Consider the following 17,050-nt stretch of genomic DNA (forward strand, 5'->3'; position numbering starts at 1 on the left):
GGAGGCTGAAGATGGCTTTCTTCGTGACTCATGTTCGCACCGAAGCCCAGGGCGGAATTCGCGCAACCCTGCCGGACTTCAACTTGTACGTGTTCGCCCATGCGATTTGTGATGTGCCAGAACAACTGCAAAAAGCACTGATTGAGCAATACCGAGGACCTGTTCCGAAGTCTTCAGAAATTGAGAGCTGGCAAGACGATGGCTATCAGAGCGGTTGGTGGCTTTGGCTCAACCTCGACGTGGATAGCCTCATTAGTCGCGGTAAGCGTCGGCGAAAGCTGATACGCGTGCCTGCCCAGGATGCCCCATCTTGAGCGCCGAAATTTATGTTTTTGGACGGAAATTTCAGTGGCCGACGCTGAGCTGCAGGATGCCGCTCCTAGTCGTGGAAGGGGCGTTGTGCGGCTTCGCGTGGGGGCATGTGGGATTGTCCTGGCTTGTCTGCCTCGCGGGTGCTATGCCAGTGCTGTGGAGCTTGGCCGGTTCTCGCTGGTGCGCCGGCATGATCGCGTTGGCCTATTACCTGATGGCCAGCCGTGGATTGCCCTTTGGGGCGGGCATCTTTTTCGCTGAATCGGCACCCGCATGGTTCAGCTGGGCGCTGTGGTTTGCCGCCGGCCTGGTCAACGCACTGCCGTGGCTTCTTCTTTGGAGTGAAACACCACGACGCAAGGCGTGGACGTTGCCGGCGGCCCTTGCCTTAACCGCCTTACCGCCGGTTGGTTTTGTTGGCTGGGTGAACCCGCTGACCGCCGCCGGCGTTCTCTTTCCCGGTCTTGGCTTTGTCGGCTTGGCCTGCCTGGTGGTCGGCCTTGTTTTGACTGTGTTGCGCCGTTGGCCAGCGGTCGCAATTCTGGCCAGCGTTGCAGTGGCCTCCAACATCGTCGCGCTTCAGGCAAAACCTGAACCATGGGTTTCAGCCTGGTCTGGGCAAGACACTGCCTTTGCACGGCTGCAGACTGCCGCAGCTCCAAACTTCCTGGCTGAAGGTCAGCGCATGGCGCAAGTTCTCATGATCGCCGGCCAGCTGCAACCTGGTCGCGTTCTGGTCATGCCGGAAACCGTCCTGCCGCGTGTGCGCCAGGTCAATGACTTCAACGCCTCGATGCTGGCTGATTTGTCGGCACGGCTGAAGGCCAAAGGTAGCGCGGTCCTGATTGGCGCGGAAGTGGTTGGCCCAGGGCATCAATTGCAGAATGCCCTGGTTGTTCTTGGCGACGAGTCCGCGCCACTGGTCCAGCGAGTGCCAGTGCCGATTGGCATGTGGCGGCCCTGGTCTGCCGAATCCATCGCGGCCGATCCGCTGGCTAGCGGCATTGCTCTGGTTGCCGGCCGCAAGGTGGCTTACTTGATCTGTTATGAGCAGTTACTGGTCTTTCCGCTTTTGGTGAGCATGGCGCATAACCCAGATTTAATCGTGGGCTCTGCAAACGACTGGTGGGCACGCGATACCAGCATTTCAACTATCCAGAGGCAATCTTTGTGGGCGTGGGGGCGCCTGTTCAGCTTGCCAATCATTAGTGCTACAAACTTATGACTGATGAGGGTATGGCGATTTTCCTTGTGAAGCTCATATCCATATGGGTATAATTTGTCATTAGTTAATGGAGTGATTGCAGCCATGTCGATTCGCCGTCAAGTTAAAGAGGGGGCTAAAAGTACCTCGAATGTGTCTCGAAGCCGCGTGCCCTCATCATCTTTTCCGAAAGTGGAAGATACAAGTGGTGGTCAATTGCTTAGTGATCTCTCTGATGCAAGTCACGAAGGTTCAGCCAAAGCAACCCTTGCATCAAGGCTCAATGCTCTGCTTGATGAGAGTGGGCTGAGCCAAAGTGCAGCGGCGCAGTTGCTGGGGATGCCTCAGCCGAAGGTTTCAGCGATCAGAAACTATAAGCTTCGCGGGATTTCACTGGAGCGCCTGATGCAGGCCCTCCTTGCGTTAAATCAGCAAGTTGAGATCGTCGTGAAGCCTAGTCGAGAAGCTGGTCATTGTTCAATTCGGGTTGCGGTCTGAGAAAGTACGGGGATACATGAATTTATTGTTGCGAGAGGTGGACATATGTCACGAGCGGACCTCATAGTTAGTCTAGTCAAAGCGGGGAGTCAGGGCGATCAGCAGCTACTGCGCACGACTGTCGAAGCGATGGCTGCGGAAGAGCGTGCCAAGCATCATCACCAGCTTGCCGATAAGCTTGAAAAAAATCTGCGTGCTGCAAATTCGCAGCCACGCACGTCAGAGGTTGTCCGCTCATTTGATGGCGGTCATGGCGGCTTGCTGTACGAAGTGGAGCCACGCCGCGCGCTCGAAGCATTGTTCCTCGAAAATTCGGCACTTGAGGCATGTCGCGAATTGGTGGAGGAGCAGCATCGGAAGGACATCCTGCGGTCTTATGGTCTTGAGCCAAGGCACCGTGTGTTGTTATCGGGCCCCCCAGGTAACGGCAAGACTTCACTAGCTGAAGCGATTGCTGCACAGTTGCTCGTACCGCTTTTTGTCGTGCGTTACGAAGCAGTCATTGGTAGTTTTTTGGGTGAAACCAGTGGCCGATTGAAACGCTTGTTTGACTTTGTTCGGACGCATCAATGTGTGTTGTTTTTCGATGAATTCGACACGCTCGGTAAGGAGCGCGGCGATGTTCACGAAACCGGGGAAATTAAACGTGTTGTCAGTTCTCTCCTGCTTCAGATCGACGCTTTGCCTAGTCATGTTGTGGTCGTGACCGCAACCAATCATGCTGAATTGCTTGACAGAGCTGTTTGGCGGCGATTTCAGTTGCGACTCTCATTGCCTGCGCCGACCCTTGCGCAAAAGGAAGAGTGGTTTACGCGCTTTCAGTCTCGCCTGGATGCTTCGCTTGGTTTCTCCCCGAAAACTTTGGCTGCAAAGATTCAAGCGACAAGTTTTTCGGATTTGGAACAGTTTTGCGAGGACATTCAGCGTCGCTATGTTTTGGCCTTACCTGACTCGAATCTGAAGCGCATCGTGGCGGCAAGGCTTAAGCAATGGCAGACTCGTTTTACCATCAATCAATAACAAACGATAAAAAGAAAATTTCAACGGATGGCAACAGGAAACTTCCCCCTATTATTCTTTCCCGAGCCTACTCTGGCTGATCGAAACTCCCTCGGGGGAGGCGGAGGTTCCGTCCACATTCCCGATATTTCTCGTCAGCGCGCTCGTATCGCACCGCAACTTACCGTGCTGCAGCAAGCTTTTGATGCCCAGCGTCTGAAGTTGCAGCAGACAGCGCCGATGGAGAATCCGGAGCTAATCTTGGTTTTGGAGGTTGCAGGCACGCTAGAGGACTTTGCCAAGGCTGTTGCCAAAATATCAGGGCTGGAATGGCTTGTTGAATGGGCTGAAGACCAGATTGCACCGGACGATGATTTTTTCATCGAAGGCAAGGAAAATAAGGTTTTTCCGGGACGCCTGTTCCTTCTTGCAAGTAATCAGGCGGCGCTCACGCAGTTGCTGGCGCTTTGGACTCGCTACCAAAATGATCCTGCCGCTCAGTTTGAACGCGGACTGAACAAGTTCCGCAACATGTTTGGTCAGTTACGCACCATCCGCCATTGGAGTGTGGCAGACCGTATCGATTTAGATGTTCGTCAGTATTGGCAGGATTGTATCGACGATGGCTTACAGGTTATCAGGTTCGAAATTGATGCTTGGTACTTCGCTTCGCAGCAGAAAAATGACACTGCCCGCGCGGAAATCGAAGCTCTTGTTCAAGGACTCGGTGGACAGATTCTACGTCGAGCGTTGATTGATGAGATCGCTTACCACGGGCTTCTTGTCGAATTACCTGCGCAGGCTGTTGCGGGTGTGATTGCTGGTGATACGCCTGAGTTGGTGTTGTCTAACCGAATCATGTTTTTCCGACCCAAAGCGCAATCAATTTCGGATGGTGTGAATGAGGTCGATGTACTTCCGCACGCTACTGCGGCAGGTGTCTCAGAGCGCCCGCCGCTAGTAGCACTGCTCGACGGATTGCCTCTACAGAATCATACTCAACTGCAAGGGCGGTTGCTGGTTGATGACCCGGATGGCTGGGAAGAAAACTATGCGGCCAAGGATCGGGTTCACGGTACCGCTATGGCTTCGCTGATCTTGCATGGTGAGCTGGACGGTGCGACCGCTCCTCTACAGCGTCGTCTCTATGTGCGTCCTGTCCTGCGCCCTGATTCCAACGATAATTTCAACGCGCGTCGGCGCGAACATACACCTGATGATGTGTTGTTAATTGACTTAATTCATCGAGCTGTTAAGCGTATTTGTGAAGGCGAAGGTCAAGAAGCTGCAATTGCGCCGTCGGTGCGTGTCATTAATTTGTCTATCGGCGACGAAGCACGTTTGTTCGAACGCCAAATGTCGCCATGGGCGCGCTTGCTGGATTGGCTCTCGTTCAGGTATTCAGTGTTGTTTATTGTTAGTGCTGGCAACGACATGCGACCGCTCAGTCTCGCAATACCAAGTCATGCCTTAGATGGTCTGACTTCCGAGCAGCGATCTGCGCTGGCATTTACTGCGATGACCACTGAACACGCGGAACGGCGTTTGATGGCTCCTGCTGAGGCGCTGAACGTACTTACCGTCGGCGCTTTGCACTCCGATCTGGCAAATCCGCCCGTGGTGCCCGGGCGCTATGACCTCTTCGAGGCTGGTGGACTTAGTCCACTGTCGCGTGTCGGGCATGGTTTCCGTCGAGCCATCAAGCCAGACATTCTGATGCCAGGAGGGCGTGCGCTTTATCGCGCTAGGATTCAGACCAATCCTAGCGCAAGTGTGTTAGATGTTGTAACCGCTGGAGTAGCGCCGGGGCATCGCGTTGCGGTACCGCCGCTGCCAGGTGAAACGTTGGCAGCAACTGCGTATACGCGGGGCACCAGCAACGCAGCTGCACTTGCTAGCCGGGCTGCAGTACTGGCCTACGACATGCTCGAATCGCTGCGAGCCGAGGTTGAGGATGCGCCAGCAAGTGTGTACGACGCTGTGTTGCTCAAGGCATTGTTGGTTCATGGTGCGCAATGGGGCGACTGGCCAGAACGGCTGCTGGCCGAACATCCCGAGTTCGAGTCCATCGCTCATGGCGTTGCGAGGCATGCGGCCCAGAAAGACTTGGTGACGCGATGGCTAGGGTACGGCCCTGTTGATGTCGAGCGGGCGATTAGCTGTGCGGCCGAGCGCGCAACGTTGCTTGGTGTCGGAGAGTTGGGGGCGGATGAGGCCTTTGTGTTTTCTGCGCCGCTGCCGCCGACATTGGCCGGCAAGATTGCGTGGCGTCGTTTGACAGTTACATTGGCATGGATGTCTCCGATCAACTGTGCACATCAGGGGTATCGCCGCGCCAAACTCTGGATGACGCCGCCGCAAGACCAACTTCGAATCAAACGAACCAACAGTGTGCATGACAAGGCGGCGCTACGCGGCTCTGTACAACACGAGATTCTTGAGGGAGAGGATGCAGTTGCTTTTATTGATGGCAATAGGTTCGAGTGCAAAGTTAATTGTGCTGCTGACGCTGGTGAACTTACGGAAAAAATTCGGTTTGCAGTTTGTGTTTCTCTTGAGGTGGGAGTTGGTTCAGGTATTCCGGTGTACCAAGAGATTCGCGACAGAATAAGGCCGCAGGTCATTGTTCAACCCGCTGCGGGATAGATGTGAAGCGAAAAATAATAAATATGTGTGACGCCATGAAAACAGCCAAAAACAAGCTTTGGCGCGCTCGGAGAATAGCTAATTTTCCGAACACGAAGTCAAACAATTGCGTCCAATCTGCCGCAGAAGCAATGATGCCCCATAGATAAGATATCCCATGAATGCAGTAGAAATTGAAGCAGCAGTATCAGATTTGGCGCTCCAGCCCTTTGATGGGCAGGAGTTTCCGTTCGCGTTCCTGGCCGCTTTCGGCAATAAGGATACGGCCCTCAAACGCCTGCGTACAGGCAACAACAATACTTCGGATGTGCCTGGTGGCGTGCTCCAGCGCAACAACATCCACATCGCCGTCTGCGAAGCTGACTCTGTGGGTGAAACGCTTAAGGCTTTGCGTACCAGCCCGGCTACCACAAAAGCCAAAGCAAAATTTATCCTCGCCACGGACGGGCAGACTCTTGAGGCCGAAGAGCTTGCCAGCGGTGAAACCATCGCCTGCGCCTATGCGGACTTTCCGAACCACTTCGGCTTTCTGTTACCCCTGGCGGGTATCTCCACCATCAAGGAGATCAAGGACAACCCCATTGACGTTCGCGCCACCAGCCGTCTGAACAAGCTGTACGTTGAACTGTTGAACGAAAACCCGGAGTGGGCCAAGGAAGGTCGCCGCGCCGACATGAACCACTTCATGGCCCGACTGGTGTTCTGTTTTTTTGCCGAAGATACCGACATCTTCAATGGCAATGGCCTATTCACCCAGACTGTAGAGCAAATGAGCGAGCGCGATGGCGCTAACACCCATGAGGTGCTGTCAGAAATCTTCCGCGCGATGAATATCAAGGTTGCCGACCGTGCGAATGCCCAGCCCAGGCTGCCGAACTGGGCCAACGGCTTTCCCTATGTGAACGGCGGTCTGTTCTCCGGCAGCACCGAAACGCCGCGCTTCACGCGCATGGCGCGCACCTATTTGATTCATGCTGGTAATCTGAACTGGCAAAAGATTAACCCCGACATCTTCGGCAGTATGATCCAGGCGGTGGCCGACGACGAAGAGCGTGGCGCATTGGGCATGCACTACACCAGCGTGCCGAACATATTGAAGGTATTGAATCCCTTATTCCTGGATGACCTGCGTGCCGCTTTGGACGAGGCTGCTGATAATGAGCGCAAGCTGTTGAACCTGCGGAAGCGTATGGCTCGCATCCGCGTATTTGATCCAGCCTGTGGCTCTGGTAACTTTCTTGTCATCGCATACAAGCAAATGCGCGAGATTGAAGCGGAAATTAATCGCCGACGGGGTGAGTTGCATTTAGGTAGTGAGATCCCGCTGACCAACTTTCGAGGCATCGAGCTACGTGATTTTCCAGCAGAAATTGCGCGTTTAGCGCTCATCATTGCTGAGTTCCAATGTGATGTGCTTTATCGTGGACAGAAGGACGCACTGGCGGAATTTTTGCCGCTGGATGCGCAAAACTGGATCGTCTGCGGCAATGCGTTGCGGTTGGATTGGTTGAACATCTGTCCACCCACCGGGACAGGGGTAAAGATAGTCGCTGATGATTTGTTTGGCGCGCCGTTAAATCAGACGGAAATTGACTTCGAGAACGAAGGTGGTGAGACTTATATTTGCGGGAATCCGCCGTATCTTGGAGCAAAGAAGAAAAGCAAGCTTCAGTCTGATGACATGGAGGCAGTTGGGCTTGGAGAGGCTCAGCTACTCGACTATGTTGCAGCGTTCATTATCAAAGGGCTGGATGTAATTGAAGCAACGAACACGGCAATGGCATTGGTATCTACTAGCTCGATATGTCAGGGAGAGCAGGTCTCATTGATTTGGCCGAAAATATTCGCGAAGGCTGCTATTGCTTTCGCCTATAGGCCATTCAAGTGGGCGAATTCCGCTGCCAACAATGCCGGAGTTTTTTGCACAATCATTGGTTTAGTTAAAAATGAGACTAAGAGTAAAAGTCTATTTGATGGGGAAATCCTCAAACAGTGCGAGAGTATTTCTCCTTATCTAATACCAGGTCCTAAAATTTACTGCTCACCGGAAAGTATGCCAATTTCTTTGCTTTCTCAGATGAAAATGGGTAGCAATAGTGTTGACGGGAAAAGATTGATTCTCGAAAACGGAGAGGCAGAGAAAATTGTCGCCAATTACCCGGAGGCATCCATGTTTATCCGTCTCTACGGGGGAACCAAAGAGATGGTTTCTGGATCGCCTCGACGTTGCATTTGGATTGAGGATCAACAGGTCGAAGTTGCCAAGAGTATTCCTCCTATCAGAGATGCAATAGAGGAGTGTCATACTTACCGAATTAGTGCTGGTCGTGATGCACGCAAAGCTGCAGTGCGGCCGCATTCATTTTGTTATTCAACTTACGAAGACCGAGACTTCATTCAAGTGGGAAATACTATTGGGGGAGCATTAGCGTTTGTTCCTGCTGATATAAAAAAAAGTGGCTTCGTCTCGAATCACAATGCGTTCGTTGTGTATGGAGCGCCACTCGTTGAATTTTCAATCATTGTTTCAACTTTGCATAAGGTCTGGGCTGAAACGATAGCTGGGCGGTTGGGAGATGGTATTCGATATGGCAATACGGTTGTTTACAACACCTTCCCTTTACCGTTACTCACAGAGCTGAACAAGGCTGATCTGACCACCTGCGCCGAAAACATCCTGCTGGCCCGCGAAGCGCATTTTCCCGCAACCATTGCCGATTTGTACGATCCAGTTAGTATGCCGGACAACTTGCGTCGCGCCCACGAATGTAACGACGAAGTGCTGGAGCGTATTTACATTGGACGGCGCTTCAAGAACGACACTGAGCGGCTGGAAAAATTGTTTGAACTTTATACAAATATGACGGCAGCGGCAGCTAAGACTCGGCCCACCACGAAAGCACCAAGAGGGAAGAATAAATAATGAGCGAGCAAGCCAACAACCCGACCAATGCCTATACCGTGCCGTCGGTATCTATTGCCACCGCATGCACTGGTGCATCCAGTAAAGCCAATGTGTTGGGTATGCGCACCATGCAGGAGCGCGCCTATGCCAAACGTGGGGAACAATACCTGTTGATCAAGTCGCCACCAGCATCAGGAAAATCGCGTGCGCTAATGTTTATTGCGTTGGATAAACTCAACAACCAAGGATTGCAGCAAGCCATTGTAGTAGTGCCCGAGCGTTCGATTGGCGGTAGCTTTGCCGACGAGGCATTGAGTCAGCACGGCTTTTACTGGGATTGGCAAGTCGCCCCGCAGTGGAACTTATGCAACGCACCTGGTGTTGACGAGCCACGTGTTGCCAAATCCAAAGTGGATGCAGTACGTCATTTCTTAGAAAGTACGGATAAGGTCTTGGTATGTACCCATGCCACCTTCCGCTTTGCGGTGGAAGAGCTGGGTGTCGAAGCGTTCGATAACCGCCTGATCGCTATCGATGAGTTTCACCATGTCTCCAGCAATCCGGACAATAAATTGGGTAGTCAGTTGGGGGCATTTATCGCCCGCGACAAGGTGCACCTGGTCGCGATGACCGGCTCTTACTTCCGGGGCGATAGCGAGGCAGTGCTAGGCTCTGCAGATGAAGCCAAATTTGAAACGGTTACATATACCTATTACGAACAGTTGAACGGTTATCACTGGCTCAAATCGCTGGACATTGGTTACTTCTTCTATACTGGCCCCTATGTTAATGCCATTTCCAAGGTGTTGGATCCGGCGTTAAAAACTATCGTTCACATTCCCAACGTCAATGCTCGCGAAAGCCTGAAAGACAAAGAACGTGAAGTGAATGAAATCATGCATGGCTTGGGCGAATGGAAAGGGGTTGATCCTGCTACAGGCTTCCATCTGGTGGAAACCAAAGAAGGCGGCACGCTGAAGGTGGCGGACCTGGTGGACGACAGTGATTCGGCAAAGCGCTCCAAAATACTCAATGCGTTGAAAGACCCGGCACAGAAGAACAACCGCAATCACGTTGATGTCATCATTGCGCTGGGTATGGCGAAGGAGGGTTTTGACTGGATATGGTGCGAACATGCACTGACCATCGGCTACCGCAGCAGCTTGACCGAAATTGTGCAGATCATTGGTCGTGCTACGCGAGACGCCCAAGGTAAGGAAAGATCGCGCTTCACCAATTTGATCGCTGAACCTGCTGCAGATCAGTCTGCAGTCGCCGAGGCGGTGAACGACATGCTCAAGGCTATTTCTGCCAGCTTGTTGATGGAACAAGTATTGGCACCGCGCTATGAGTTCACGCCGAAGGATGCTGGACCCCAAGATGGTTTTGTCTACAACGACGGTGAGGGCTACCAAGAGGGCCGCACCAATGTTGGCGTGAACGAGGCTACGGGTCAGTATCACGTGGAGATTAACGGGTTGGCGAAACCAGAAACGGCGGAAGCCACCCGCATCTGTAAAGAGGACTTGAGCGAAGTAGTCACGAGTTTTCTGCAAGACAAGACCGCACTGGAGCGCGGCCTGTTCGATAAGGAAAACACCTTGCCCGAAGAACTGACGCAGCTACGCATGGGTAAGATCGTGCGCGAGCGTTATCCAGACTTGAACGAAGCGGATCAGGAAGCGATTCGGCAACATGCAATCGCTGCCATGAATATTACCCAGCAGGCCAAATTGGCCTTAGCTCACGCAGACGCTAATGGTGGTGGCATGGCGCAAGGCAGTACAGCCTTGCTGGATGGCGTGCGTAAGTTCGTCAATGTACGCGACTTAGACATCGACCTGATTGATCGCATCAATCCTTTCGAAGCTGCCTATGCGGTATTGGCGAAAGCGATGGATGAAAAATCGCTGCGCCAGGTACAGGCCAGCATTGCCGCCAAGAAGGTCAGCATCCCCGAGGATGAAGCCCGTGAGCTGGCAAAACGCGCCTTGCAGTTCAAGAATGAGCGTGGCCGCTTGCCGGACATTAATTCCGCTGATGCGTGGGAAAAACGCATGGCTGAAGGCGTGGCTGCGCTGGCGCGTTACCGTGCACGGGCCAAGGCGGCACAGGGTCAGGGGGCGTCCAGCAATGGCTGATATTAACGATGACGAGCTGTTGGATGCACTCGGGGTAGAAGTCGCTCCGCTTAAAGCGTCAAGTCGAACCCCGCGCGAGGAGCGCATTATTGCTGGTTTTGAGGACATCCTGTGCTTCCATCAAGCGTATGGTCGCGCCCCGCAGCATGGTGAGGGCCGTGACATTTTCGAGCGCCTGTATGCGGTGCGCCTGGACCAGCTACGCAAGCTACCCGAAGCACACACCCTGCTGGCTGGACTGGATGCCCCAGGTCTGTTGTCTGGCGTGGCTTCGATTGCGGTCGATGTGGACGACTTGGACGAAGACGCCTTGCTGGCCGAGCTGGGTATTGGTGATGAACCCATCGACCAGAACGACATCACCGTGCTGCGCCATGTACGTTCTAATGTAGAGAAACGTGCAGCCGAGGAAGTCGCCGACCGTACGCGATGCACTGATTTCGAAAAATTTCAGCCATTGTTTGAGCAGATTGAGCGGGAACTGAAGTCTGGCCTGCGCAAAACATTGCGCTTCGGGCGCGATACTAGCATTGCAAGCGGAAACTACTTTGTCGTCGGCGGGCAGCTTGCCTACGTCGCCGAAGTTGGCGATACCATCAAGGCTCCGAACGGCGAGAGTGATGCGCGTTTGCGTGTCATCTATGCCAATGGCACGGAAAGCAACTTGCTACGTCGCTCGCTACAACGTGCGCTCTACAAGGATGACACTGGCCGCCGCCTGACAGACCATGACATGGGGCCGCTTTTTGGTGATACGCCAGAGCCTGACGATATCGAAACCGGAACGATCTACGTACTACGTAGCCTCTCAAGCAATCCATTCGTTACCGAGCATCGTGAGCTGATTCACAAGATTGGCGTGACTGGCGGCAGCGTGGAGACCCGTATTGCGGGCGCGGAAAAGGATGCTACCTACTTACTGGCCGGCGTGGAGGTGGTGGCAACCTACAAGCTCCATAACCTGAATCGTGTCCGGCTAGAAAACATCTTCCACCACTTGTTTGGCGCAGCGCAGCTCGACTTGACCATCGAAGACCGCTTCGGACATCCGGTCAAACCGAGGGAATGGTTCCTGGTGCCGCTCCATGTGATTGACGAAGCGGTTCAGCGCATTCGGGACGGCTCGATTATCGATGTCATCTACGACCCGGAGACTGCTCGCTTGATCAGCCAGTAGCTCAACATAATCATATCGACAACACAATGTTCAGGGGCGGATCATGACGATCTATTCGACGCAAAGCGAGATTGCAATCACCGATGTTCGTGTGAGCAACTTTCGCTCGCTTGCCAATATCGAGGTCGAGCTTGGCGACCTCACGGTGCTCATCGGTGCCAACAACGCGGGCAAGACCAGCTTCCTGGACGCCATATTTGCGGCCATCGGGTCGGGGCGCAAAGTTCTTGGCCAGGACGACGTTCGGCTTGCCCATGGCGAGGCGCTTGCCCCTAAAGAGCGCAAAGTCACTATTGATCTTCGTGTGAGGCCAATAGGTGCCGATGGCACAGTGACGGACAAGTTTCCAGAGGGAAGTTTTTGGACAGCGTTGTGGGGCAGCGGAATCGCGCTCGATCCGGTCGAGTTCTATGAGTTTGCCCCCATTCGAACAAGCCTCTCGTGGAGCGGTTCGAAGGCAGAGTATGTCGTTGAGCGCAACTTTCTCAAGGAGTGGCGCGAGTTTAAGAACTGGATCGATACGCCAGTCCAGGCCACGCCGGTTCGCGCGGCCCAGATTGAACCGATTGCCTTGCATTTCATCGACGCAAAGCGCGATCTCGACGAAGACCTTCGCAAGCCGGGATCGTTCTGGCGGCGGTTGACGGACGATCTTGGCTTGTCGGCGGTAGATGTGACCGACCTCGAAACGGCTCTCTCGGGGATCAACCAAACAATCGTGGAAAAAAGCGAAATCCTCCAGCATTTGAAAACGAATCTGGCGGACTTGCAGAAGGTGGTTTCAGCCGACAGTGCGGGGATCGACATCGCGCCGGTTGCCCGTAAGTTGCGCGATCTATCCAAGGGCGTGGACGTTTCGTTCTCGACATCCGGCGCTCAATCATTTCCGCTCGCGCGCCATGGTATGGGCACTCGCAGCCTCGCTTCGCTTCTGGTCTTTCGCGCGTTCGTCTCGTGGCGTCACGCACACGCTACCAGTGGCGGCGACAAGGTACATTCAATCCTCGCGCTAGAAGAGCCTGAGTCGCATTTGCACCCTCAAGCGCAACGCTCGTTGTTCGGTCACATCAAGGCCATCGCGGGGCAGCGCGTGGTCAGCACACATTCGCCTTATTTCGCAGGCCAGGCGCGATTGGAAGACCTTCGGCTATTCATCAAGAAGGGCGGCGACACAATGGCGTCGAAACTCGACGTGTCAAAGCTGACCAAGGCAGACGACAAGCGCAAGGTCCAAGAATCAGTCATTGACTCGCGCGGAGACATCCTCTTCGCTCGGGCGTTGGTGCTCTTTGAGGGGCAGACTGAAGAGCAGGCCTTGCCGATTTGGGCTCAAGAGTATTGGGGAGCGTCCATCCACGAGCTGGGTTTCAGTTTTGCCAGGGCAAACGGCACGAACTACTTCCCGTTCATATGGCTTGCGAATAACTTGGACATTCCTTGGTATCTGATCGCAGATGGTGAAGTCCAGCCGCTGAAAAATCTCGAAGACGAGTTAAAGAAGGCCAACCTTCCAGAGTCGGCAAAGTCGCCAAACATCGTTGTTCTTCCTAGTGGAAATAACTTCGAGACTCAGCTCATTGCCGAAGGCTATATGGTCGAAATTGAAGCTGCGCTCAATACTGTATCGGGCGAGGATGCTTTTTTGGATGGGTTCATCGCCAAGAATCACGGGCTCAGTTATGGCAAGTACAAAGACGGTACGGACAAAGGAAGCCGAGATTACAAGAGCGCTGGCGGCCGGGAGCGCGCGGCTGCAGATGCCATGAAGGGGCAGAAAACCCGGCTAGCTAAGCCGTTGGCGCATCAGATCGTGGGGCATGCCGACCCATCGAGAAGGTTTCCTTCAACGATTGATAGATTATTTAAGACCATAGGCGCAGCTCACGGACTGGTCAAAGCAGGGGGAACAAAGCCATGACAATACAACGCAATATTCGCCTATCGAGCCAGCAGGCTACCGTCGTCGATCACGTAGATGGACCTTTGCTGGTCGTTGCTGGCCCCGGCTCTGGAAAGACGCGAGTTCTCACCGAGCGCATTCGGTCTCTCCTGTCGAACGTGCCCGGTCATTTTCGCGTGCTGGCTTTGACCTTCACTAACAAAGCGGCCGACGAGATGCGGGAACGATTGGCAGACTTGGGCGACGCACGTCAACGCGCGTTCATAGGCACGCTTCACAGCTTTTGCCTGGACTTGCTCACTGAGCGAGGAAAGCTAGTTGGCGTCGAAGGTATGCCCAACATTTTCGAGCAGTTCAAGGACCGCAAGGAAATCCTGCTCAGCGCGATCAAGGAAGACCCAGCCCTGGAGGCTGAGTTGGATCAGGAAGGCGACGCCAAGGCTCGCGGAAAGCGGGTCGATGCATGGCTGCAAGGCATTTCGTGGATCAAGGCGCACCCCATTACCTGCGCTGTGATCGAAGACGATATCGAGCGCCGCGTGTTGGAGGCCTATGACAACGAACTGAGGGCGAGCAACGCTTACGACTTCGATGACTTGCTTCTGCTGGCCTACCGCTTGCTGAGCGGCAATCCCAAGCTCGCCGAGTTCTACCAGCGGCTCTACAAGTTTGTCTGCATCGATGAAGCGCAGGACCTTAACGAAGCACAGTATGCGGTGATTTGCGCGTTATGCGGGGAGTCGTTCAAAAACGTGATGATGGTCGGCGACCCTAAGCAGTCCATTTATGGGTTCAATACGTCGAGCCCAGAATACATGGACCGTTTCAAAGCTGAGTTCAGCGCTAAGCTTGTCGGCCTGACGGAAAACTTCCGCTCGTCGAAATCTGTTGTCGACGTGGCACGCTCGCTGGATTCGAACTACCTTGTCGCAGCCCAATTGCCCATCCAAGGTCTTGCCGAATTGATCGTGGGCAACGATGAGGAAGATGAGGCTAAGCGTATCGTTGATCAGATTCAGGCCCTCTTTGATAACGGCCATCCCGATGTGGAAGGCGACATTGAGCCGTCGAAGTGCGCGATCCTTGGGCGCACGCGCTTCGCCTTACTTGCCATCGAAAAAGAGCTGCGCTTGCGGTCGATCCCCTTCTACAAGCGCCTGACCGCCAACCATGAGAACGAATCCGAGGTGGTTGATGATTTTCAGCTTGCGTTGCGCGTGGTTGCTAATCCGCGGGATCGCTTGCATTTCGCAGCATTGGCGAAGAAGTGGAAGGTATCCGAGCCTGGTGCGACCAACGACGCCACCAAAGCTCTCGCTTCCATGGCATCCGTAACAGGCAGCGTCAGTGGCAGGGCCACCGCTGTTGTTGCTGCTGTTGCCAGCGTTTTGCGGAATACTGCACGTTTAGACTTGATGCCAGCCTTTGCCGTTTTGACAGGCTATGCCGACACATTGGATGAGGGCGAGAAGCTTTTGATCTATGAAGACGTTGAGGTTTTCAGGCAGGAGTGGGACCAATATCTTCGTTCGGATTCCTCAACCCAGACTATCGCCGGCTTCATGAGCAGCAAAGCTCTCGGGGCGACGCAGAAGGCGAGCCGGGAAGGCGTGGCTTTGCTAACGGTGCACTCGTCGAAGGGATTGGAGTTCGACGTAGTTTTCATTGCGGGAATGGCTGAGGGCTCATTCCCTGACTACCGTTCCTCGACGGGGCGCGAACTTCTCGAAGAGCGCCGTAACGCGTTTGTGGCGGTAACTCGATCGAAGAGGTTACTTTATCTTTCCTACCCGGTGACCAGGATGATGCCATGGGGTGATCGAAGAAGACAATTACCCTCTCGATTTATTCGAGAAGCGGGATTCAATCAATGAGAGTAAAGGTAACAGATATTCTTAACATGGCCAGTAAAAGCAAAGCATTTCAGGGCTCCTCTGGGAGGGTATGGAGCTTTATCCTACTTGATCGGACCAAAGCTGGGATAAGCGGCGAGTACCGCCGCAACCATATCGGCCACCGTTCCCATGGCGGCGGAGCACCATCCGAATTGATCTTTTCGGTCGGTAATGACTGGCCGACATCCATCGAGAACAGTCCATCCCTCCTGGTACATCGGCGGGTCTGAAGATGGCAGCCAATCAGGATAAGTTCGAAGCATTGGTGACGCTACTGGAGATACGGCAAACCAGAAACGACAAGCCTTATATCTACTGTGAAGTCCAAGATCACGAGGCGCTCGGCGTACCGAAGGGAGCGAACTGGTTCAACCCGCCAAGCAATCTCCAGCTTCCCCTAGGTCCCCATAAAGCTACTCTGATTCGCAAGGGAGGCTTCTGCAATGTCGATTCGTTGCACATCGATGGTCGTCCTCAATCGATGGAGCACGTTGACGGGGAGGCTATCCTTGACTACGATGGCAGTATCGATCCCCTGAGGGACGATCAGCATGGCAGCTTCCCCGTGGAAGACGGAAAAGTAGAGGTCGTCAGACTGCCTCGCTTGCTTCTCAAAAAACAAAACATCGGTCGTATCCTGGCATCAATCCCGATCCAATTCGACATCCTTCACGACGGCAAGGAGTACGTGGCGACGACTTTGAAGACGATGTCGCCCGCTGATGTATTCGAGTCGCAGGTTGAGACCCAGGCCCCCGTCATATTGGCCTCGCTGGGCGCGTGGTCAAGAGATGAGGGCGGTGAAGGTGTCTGGACAGAGGTTTGCTACCCAGGGGCGGCAATGTCCGCTCTGGTGTTTATGCCAGCCCTCTTACTGCGCCGGGCATGTATTCCCCATGTTGAGCCGGCCGCCTCAAGAGACCGATGGATTCCTGGGAATTACGAGGAAATCTTTACCGAGCAGGAGGGGGCACTCATCGACCGAGAAAAGCCGCGCGTTACCCACTTCCTAGTGGTACTGAGCAAAAACAAAAACTCGAAACTACGAATCGACCGTTTGCTTCGACCCCGCGGCGTGGCCGGCGATCCCGGTATCATTGTCGCCGATTGGGTGGAAGGGGAGGTCCTCTCGCAGCCCACTCTCTATTTTGACAAGCATGAAGCGGAAGTGATACTCACAACCTCTCCTTACGAAGGGGACAACGTCTCCTGCACCGTCAAGGAAACGCAGCTCGTTGCGGTCGGCATGACGCCGGGTACCAAGGTCGCCTTGTCCATAAAAGTAAACCGCAGCCAGAAGTTTGTCTGGAGCGCGGGCCGATTGCATCGTACGACGCCACTTCGAGGAAATGAGGAAGTAGATGATCACTAGT

At 54.0% G+C, this 17,050-nt stretch carries 11 protein-coding genes; all 11 read left to right on the forward strand.

The features are described from left to right. The first annotated feature begins 11 nt into the window (after positions 1–11). The 11 genes from H8K27_RS07360 (at position 12) to H8K27_RS07410 (ending at position 17,049) form a co-directional block, all read left to right on the forward strand. Positions 12–314 (forward strand): hypothetical protein, encoded by a 303-nt coding sequence (locus tag H8K27_RS07360; protein WP_186862501.1) that lies wholly within the window; start codon positions 12–14, stop codon positions 312–314. Beyond that, positions 311–1,537 carry a nitrilase-related carbon-nitrogen hydrolase gene (locus H8K27_RS07365; protein ID WP_186862502.1) on the forward strand — a complete coding sequence of 409 codons (1,227 nt, stop codon included), beginning with the start codon at positions 311–313 and terminating at the stop codon, positions 1,535–1,537. Before H8K27_RS07360 ends, H8K27_RS07365 begins: the two co-directional genes overlap by 4 nt. 84 nt (positions 1,538–1,621) lie before the next feature. Then, positions 1,622–2,014, forward strand: coding sequence for a helix-turn-helix domain-containing protein (locus H8K27_RS07370; RefSeq protein ID WP_186862503.1), 393 nt, complete (start codon positions 1,622–1,624; stop codon positions 2,012–2,014). 45 nt (positions 2,015–2,059) lie between these two features. Next, the gene (locus H8K27_RS07375; RefSeq protein ID WP_186862504.1) at positions 2,060–3,034 is read left to right on the forward strand and encodes an AAA family ATPase; all 975 of its coding nucleotides are present in this window, start codon (positions 2,060–2,062) and stop codon (positions 3,032–3,034) included. Positions 3,035–3,061: 27 nt separating this feature from the next. Then, positions 3,062–5,659, forward strand: coding sequence for a S8 family peptidase (locus tag H8K27_RS07380; protein ID WP_186862505.1), 2,598 nt, complete (start codon positions 3,062–3,064; stop codon positions 5,657–5,659). Positions 5,660–5,816: 157 nt separating this feature from the next. Continuing rightward, positions 5,817–8,582 (forward strand): class I SAM-dependent DNA methyltransferase, encoded by a 2,766-nt coding sequence (locus H8K27_RS07385; RefSeq protein ID WP_186862506.1) that lies wholly within the window; start codon positions 5,817–5,819, stop codon positions 8,580–8,582. Continuing rightward, positions 8,582–10,705 carry a DEAD/DEAH box helicase gene (locus tag H8K27_RS07390; RefSeq protein ID WP_186862507.1) on the forward strand — a complete coding sequence of 708 codons (2,124 nt, stop codon included), beginning with the start codon at positions 8,582–8,584 and terminating at the stop codon, positions 10,703–10,705. The genes H8K27_RS07385 and H8K27_RS07390 overlap by 1 nt, the downstream gene beginning before the upstream one ends. Next, entirely contained in the window at positions 10,698–11,882 is a 1,185-nt protein-coding gene (locus H8K27_RS07395; protein ID WP_186862508.1) for a GIY-YIG nuclease family protein, read from the forward strand. The genes H8K27_RS07390 and H8K27_RS07395 overlap by 8 nt, the downstream gene beginning before the upstream one ends. Positions 11,883–11,925: 43 nt before the next feature. Further along, entirely contained in the window at positions 11,926–13,800 is a 1,875-nt protein-coding gene (locus H8K27_RS07400; RefSeq protein ID WP_186862509.1) for an ATP-dependent nuclease, read from the forward strand. Then, a complete protein-coding gene (locus H8K27_RS07405; RefSeq protein ID WP_186862510.1) occupies positions 13,797–15,656 on the forward strand; it encodes an ATP-dependent helicase in 1,860 nt (619 codons plus the stop codon). Before H8K27_RS07400 ends, H8K27_RS07405 begins: the two co-directional genes overlap by 4 nt. 253 nt (positions 15,657–15,909) lie before the next feature. Next, positions 15,910–17,049: a hypothetical protein gene (locus H8K27_RS07410; protein ID WP_186862511.1), complete on the forward strand. Its 1,140-nt coding sequence runs from the start codon at positions 15,910–15,912 to the stop codon at positions 17,047–17,049. Position 17,050: the final 1 nt, after the last annotated feature.

It is taken from the genome of Cognatundibacterium griseum, assembly GCF_014284195.1.
Lineage (GTDB): Bacteria > Pseudomonadota > Gammaproteobacteria > Burkholderiales > Burkholderiaceae_D > Undibacterium > Undibacterium griseum.

Excerpts from the sequence above, each read along its gene's own strand:
- H8K27_RS07360 (WP_186862501.1), top strand. The coding sequence starts at position 12 with ATGGCTTTCTTCGTGACTCATGTTCGCACCGAAGCCCAGGGCGGAATT.
- H8K27_RS07370 (WP_186862503.1), top strand. The coding sequence starts at position 1,622 with ATGTCGATTCGCCGTCAAGTTAAAGAGGGGGCTAAAAGTACCTCGAAT.
- H8K27_RS07375 (WP_186862504.1), top strand. The coding sequence starts at position 2,060 with ATGTCACGAGCGGACCTCATAGTTAGTCTAGTCAAAGCGGGGAGTCAG.
- H8K27_RS07380 (WP_186862505.1), top strand. The coding sequence starts at position 3,062 with ATGGCAACAGGAAACTTCCCCCTATTATTCTTTCCCGAGCCTACTCTG.
- H8K27_RS07385 (WP_186862506.1), top strand. The coding sequence starts at position 5,817 with ATGAATGCAGTAGAAATTGAAGCAGCAGTATCAGATTTGGCGCTCCAG.
- H8K27_RS07390 (WP_186862507.1), top strand. The coding sequence starts at position 8,582 with ATGAGCGAGCAAGCCAACAACCCGACCAATGCCTATACCGTGCCGTCG.
- H8K27_RS07395 (WP_186862508.1), top strand. The coding sequence starts at position 10,698 with ATGGCTGATATTAACGATGACGAGCTGTTGGATGCACTCGGGGTAGAA.
- H8K27_RS07400 (WP_186862509.1), top strand. The coding sequence starts at position 11,926 with ATGACGATCTATTCGACGCAAAGCGAGATTGCAATCACCGATGTTCGT.
- H8K27_RS07405 (WP_186862510.1), top strand. The coding sequence starts at position 13,797 with ATGACAATACAACGCAATATTCGCCTATCGAGCCAGCAGGCTACCGTC.
- H8K27_RS07410 (WP_186862511.1), top strand. The coding sequence starts at position 15,910 with ATGGCAGCCAATCAGGATAAGTTCGAAGCATTGGTGACGCTACTGGAG.